We start from the raw sequence: 5085 nt of genomic DNA, 5'->3' as shown, positions 1-5085 counted from the left end.
TCAACGGCCTACTGACGTCATACCGTCTGATCGATCATCCACTGTTACGTTCGGCGAGCCGGCGTTCCTCGCGGTGCCGGCGCTCGGCGAGCACGGCGGACAGGTAGATCTCGGGCCGGAAGCCCTGCGGCGGCGGAGGGCTGACGTACGTCAGGACCTCGTCCATGAGCCGCCGCCCCATCTCGTCCCGGACGAGGGGGGCGAGCTCCCAGAAACGCGTGAGGTACTGCCGTGCCGCGAGGGCGGTGGTGTCCGGCAGCCGCGACAGCTCCAGGGACGCCGCCCACGGCGCGAGCTGCGGCGGCATGATCGCCACCGGCCCGAGCATGACGTTCACCGGCACCCGGTCCTGGATGACGATCGTGCCCGCGAAGATGTCGCCGAGCCGCTTGCCGCGCCGGCTCACCAGGGACGAGATCAGCGCCGGAGAGCCGGCCAGCATCCAGAACTCGAGGAACCCGGCCAGCGCCCGCACCAGTGCCTGACGGAAGCGCTCCGGCCCGCCGTCGTCCGCGACGACCCGCAGCCCGAGGGCGAGCTTGCCGAGCGTACGGCCCCGCGTGAGCGTCTCGGTGATCGTCGGATAGCCGACCAGGACGCCGACCATCGTGAGGAGCGTCAGGCCGACCGTCACCGCGGAGTCCGACACGTGGGCCGTCATGCTGACGAAGATCAGGCAGAAGTAGAGCGCCATGAACTGCAGCAGCACGTCGATGAACAGGGCCAGCGCGCGGCTGGCCAGCCGCGCGACCCGGATGTCGAGTGCGACGGCCTCTCCGGTGACGAGTTCGACGGGCACGCTGCCCCTTTCTGATCGCGGATCCGTTCAAACCTGGAATCTCCAGTGAACGGTAGTCTGCCGGGTTGTGGACGTCGACGCCTTCGTGGCCGCGCACAACGCCGAATGGCGGCGCCTCGAGCATCTCGTCAACCGTGGCACCCGCAAGCTGAGCGGCGCGGAGATCGACGAGCTGGTCGAGCTCTACCAGCGGGCGGCCACCCACCTGTCGGTGGTGCGGTCCAGTTCGCCGGAGCCCGCGCTGGTCGGGCGGCTCTCCGGGCTGGTCGCGCGGGGCCGGGCGGCGGTCACCGGCGCGCAGGCGCCCATGTGGCGGGACGCCGCCCGCTTCCTCACCGTGTCGTTCCCCGTGACGGCCTACCGGATGCGCTGGTGGTGGCTGGGGTCGGCGGTGCTGTCGACCTTGGTCTCCGTGGTGCTGGCGGTGTGGGTCGCGCGCAACCCGCAGGTCCAGACGTCGCTGCTGTCCCCGCAGGAGATCAAGCAGCTCGTCGACCACGACTTCGCCGACTACTACACCGAGCACGCCGCAGGGGCCTTCGCGTTCCACGTGTGGGTGAACAACGTCTGGGTCTCCGCCGAGTCGCTGATCTTCGGCATCCTGCTCGGCATTCCGACGATCCTCGCCCTGTTCGCCAACCAGCTCAATCTGGGTGTCTCCGCCGGTCTGATGTTCGCCCACGGCAAGGGCGCGATCTTCTTCGGGCTGATCCTGCCGCACGGCCTGCTGGAGCTGACGGCCGTGTACCTCGCGGCGGCCGCGGGCCTGCGGCTCGGCTGGACGATCATCGACCCGGGCCCGCGCAGAAGGGGGCAGGCGCTCGCCGAGGAGGGCCGGGCGGCGATGAGCATCGCCGTGGGCCTGATCGGCGTGCTCGCCGTCTCCGGCGCGATCGAGGGGTTCATCACCGGCCACGTGCCGGTGACCTGGCTGCGCATCGCCATCGGCGTGCTCGCCGAGGCCGCGTTCCTGACGTACGTCATCGTCTTCGGCCGCCGCGCCGCCCAGGAGGGCGAGACCGGCGACGCGGAACTGGTGCCGGACTCCGCCCCCGTCGCCGCCTGAGCCGAGACCACTGTGCCGAGGATTTCGGTCGTGTGAGCGACAGAAATCCTCGGCCGCGATTGAAGTGCGTCCGCTCCGTCGCTCAGCTCAACGCGTCGAGGTCGATGGCGACGGGGAAGGGTTGGTCGGTCTTCAGGACGCCGGTGTGGGCACCAGAAGAGGCGTAGCTCCGCGTCGTCGCATTCAGGATGTGAGTATAAGTGATCAGCCCGGAATTCTGTTGCTCAACGCGCCAATAATGAGGAATGCCGACTACGGCATATTCGGCCGGTTTGTCCAGGCGGTCGGCGCTGACGCTGCCCTTGCTCATGATTTCCACCGCCAGGAGGACCTGGTGAGGGCGGACCGGGAGCACGTCCGGATCGCCATCGAACACCAGCACATCGGGCCGTCGGTTATGGAGCGGGACGTCCGCGAGGCGTAGGTCGACGTCCGTGGTCACCTGCCAGGGAGCCGGCGCGGCGGCCTCGAGCGCGTTGGCGAACAGGCGCGCGATGCGGTTATGCCGCGGAGTCGCGGAGGGCGACACGATGATGCTCCCATCAACGATCTCGATGCGCCGACAAATCTCTTCGGGCATCCGATCGTATTCCTCCGCCGTGACACCTTCCTCCGGAAGGCTCAACATCCATTCCGGCAAAGCCGCCATAATGGCCCTCCTGTTAACAGGGTCGCTCTCCCCGCTTCTCACATCTTAGGAGCATCGCCGTTGACGGGGCGATCCTCTGCCGAGCGCCTGGCGTGATCAGAGGCGGCCGGCGGCCTTCAGAGAGAGGTAGGCGTCCGCGAGGGCGGGGGCGATCTCGTCCGGGGGCGCGTCGACGACCTCGACGCCGTACTTGCGGAGTTCGACGGTGACGCGGCGGCGCTCGGCGCGGGCGCGCTCGGCCGCGGCGGCGTCGTAGAGGGCCGCCGCGTCGCCGCGGGCCGCCACCATCTCGGTCACCCGCGGGTCGCTCACCGCCGCGACGAGGACGAGGTGCTTGGCCGTCAGCTGGGGGAGCAGCGGCAGCAGGCCCTCCTCGATCGCGGTCGCGTTGAGGTCGGTCAGCAGCACCACCAGGCACCGCTGCCGGACCCGGGACAACAGCGCCGAGATCATGCCCGCCGCGTCCGCCTCGATCAGCTCCGGCTCCAGCGGCGCCATCGCCCGCACCATCGAGGTCAGCACCTCGGTACGGGCGGCGCCCTCCACCCGGGCGCGGACCCTCCGGTCGTAGGCCAGCAGGTCGACGCGGTCACCCGCGCGGGAGGCCAGCGCGCCGAGCAGCAGCGCGGCGTCCATCGAGCAGTCCAGGCGCGGGATGTCGCCGACGCGACCGGCGGCCGTACGGCCGGTGTCGAGCACGAGGTAGATCCGGCGGTCCCGCTCGGGCCGCCAGGTGCGGACGACGACGTCGCTGCGGCGTGCCGTCGCCCGCCAGTCGATCGAGCGCACGTCGTCGCCGTTGACGTACTCCCGCAGCGAGTCGAACTCGGTGCCCTGGCCGCGGATCAGCGCGACGTGCTGCCCGGTGAGCTCCCGCAGCCGCGCGAGCTTCGCGGGCAGGTGACGCCGGGACGGGAAGGCCGGCAGGACCCGCACCGTCCACGGCGCGGCACGGTTGAGCTGGCGGGCCGCCAGCCCCAGCGGGCCGTACGAGCGGACGGTGACCGTGACGGCGGCGCGGTCACCACGGCGGGTCGGCACGAGGCGGGTCTCGACGCGGCGCCGCTCGCCGGGCGGGATCGTCACGGTCGACGTACGGGGCGAGGCGCCCGCGCTGGGCGGCCAGGCGTCCCGCAGGCGGGCCCGCAGCCGCCGGGGGCCGGGGTTCTCCACGATCAGGGAGACGGTGGCCTCCTCGCCGAGGCGGACGTTGGTGTCGCCGGAACGGTGCAGGCGCAGCCGGCGGACGTTGCCCGCCAGCACCAGGTCGGCCACGACGAGCGCGACGATCACGCCGTCGACGGCGAGCAGCGTCCACCAGCTCGGCACGACCACGAGGACGACCGCGCCGAGGACGGCCAGCAGCCCCGCACGCCCGGTCAGCGCCATGCCCGGCTCCCGCTCATCGGGGAGCGGGGACGGTGGTGAGGATGCCCTCGAGCACGCCGTCCGTGGTCGCGCCCTCGAGCTCCGCCTCGGGCCGCAGCTGCACGCGGTGCCGCAGCGTGGGCCGGGCGAGCGCCTTCACGTCGTCGGGCCGTACGTAGTCGCGGCCGGACAGCCACGCCCAGGCCCGGGCCGTCGCCAGCAGCGCCGTGGCGCCGCGCGGCGACACACCGAGCTGCAGGGACGGCGACTGGCGGGTGGCGCGGCACAGGTCGACGATGTAGCCGCTCACCTTCGGGTCGATGTGGACCCGGCGCACGGCCTCCCGGCCGGCGGCCAGGTCGGCCGGGCCGGCGACGGGGGTGACGCCCGCCGCGCCGAGGTCGCGCGGGTCGAACCCGGACGCGTGACGCTGCAGGACCGCGATCTCGTCCTCGCGGGAGGGGACCGGGACGTTCAGCTTCACCAGGAACCGGTCGAGCTGGGCCTCCGGCAGCGGGTAGGTCCCCTCGTACTCGACGGGGTTCTGGGTGGCGCAGACGACGAACGGGTCGGGCAGCGGGCGGGCCTGGCCCTCCACCGAGACCTGGCGCTCCTCCATCGACTCGAGCAGGGACGCCTGGGTCTTCGGCGGCGTCCGGTTGATCTCGTCGGCGAGCAGCAGGTTCGTGAAGACCGGCCCCTCCCGGAACTCGAACTCCGACGTGCGGTTGTCGTAGACGAGGGAGCCGGTGACGTCGCCCGGCATGAGGTCGGGAGTGAACTGCACCCGCTTGAAATCGAGCTTCAGCGCCTGGGCGAGGGTGCGGATCAGGAGCGTCTTGGCGACGCCGGGCACGCCCTCGAGCAGGACGTGGCCCCGGCACAGCAGGGCGATGACCAGGCCGGTCACGACGGAGTCCTGGCCGACGACCGCCTTGGCGACCTCTCCGCGCAGTGCCGTCAGCGCGGTACGGGCGTCCTCGCCCGCGAGGTCGTGTGGAGTTTCCGTCAAGAGTTGCGAACCAGCCTTTCCAGGTCGTCGAGGACACCCGCGAGGCTCACCAGCCCGGCGTCGTCCACTGGGGGAGGACCGTACAGGGCGGCGCCGACCACGGCCTGTTCCCGGCCGGTGTGCGCCGCGACCGCGGCGACGATCTCGGCGGCCATCGCGGGGTCGGAGGCCGCGCTGCGCGGCATGCCGAG

Annotated in this window: 5 protein-coding genes and 1 pseudogene; 1 reads left to right on the top strand and 5 read right to left on the bottom strand. The window is 71.7% G+C overall.

The genetic code is table 11. From position 1 onward, the window contains the following. Nucleotides 1–34: 34 nt before the first annotated feature. Nucleotides 35–799 (bottom strand): RDD family protein, encoded by a 765-nt coding sequence (locus AB0K82_RS44245; protein ID WP_364409704.1) that lies wholly within the window; start codon nt 797–799, stop codon nt 35–37. Between the two features lie 67 nt (nt 800–866). Between AB0K82_RS44245 and AB0K82_RS44240 the strand changes: the two genes are divergently transcribed. Beyond that, a complete protein-coding gene (locus AB0K82_RS44240; protein WP_364409701.1) occupies nt 867–1865 on the top strand; it encodes a stage II sporulation protein M in 999 nt (332 codons plus the stop codon). Between the two features lie 82 nt (nt 1866–1947). Here AB0K82_RS44240 and AB0K82_RS44235 read toward each other — a convergent pair whose 3' ends face one another. From AB0K82_RS44235 to AB0K82_RS44220, 4 genes and pseudogenes are all read right to left on the bottom strand, one after another. Continuing rightward, nucleotides 1948–2514 (bottom strand): Uma2 family endonuclease, encoded by a 567-nt coding sequence (locus AB0K82_RS44235; protein WP_364409698.1) that lies wholly within the window; start codon nt 2512–2514, stop codon nt 1948–1950. A 96-nt stretch (nt 2515–2610) separates the two neighbouring features. After that, nucleotides 2611–3903, bottom strand: a complete 1293-nt coding sequence (locus AB0K82_RS44230; RefSeq protein WP_364409695.1) for a DUF58 domain-containing protein — start codon at nt 3901–3903, stop codon at nt 2611–2613. A 13-nt stretch (nt 3904–3916) separates the two neighbouring features. Continuing rightward, a complete protein-coding gene (locus tag AB0K82_RS44225; RefSeq protein ID WP_364409692.1) occupies nt 3917–4894 on the bottom strand; it encodes a MoxR family ATPase in 978 nt (325 codons plus the stop codon). After that, nucleotides 4891–5085, bottom strand: a pseudogene (locus AB0K82_RS44220) (hypothetical protein); the annotation flags it as partial. The gene AB0K82_RS44225 and the pseudogene AB0K82_RS44220, both read right to left, overlap by 4 nt.

The organism is Actinoallomurus sp. NPDC052274 (genome assembly GCF_040679475.1).
GTDB lineage: Bacteria > Actinomycetota > Actinomycetes > Streptosporangiales > Streptosporangiaceae > Actinoallomurus > Actinoallomurus liliacearum.
This window is presented reverse-complemented; position numbering and strand designations above follow the sequence as displayed.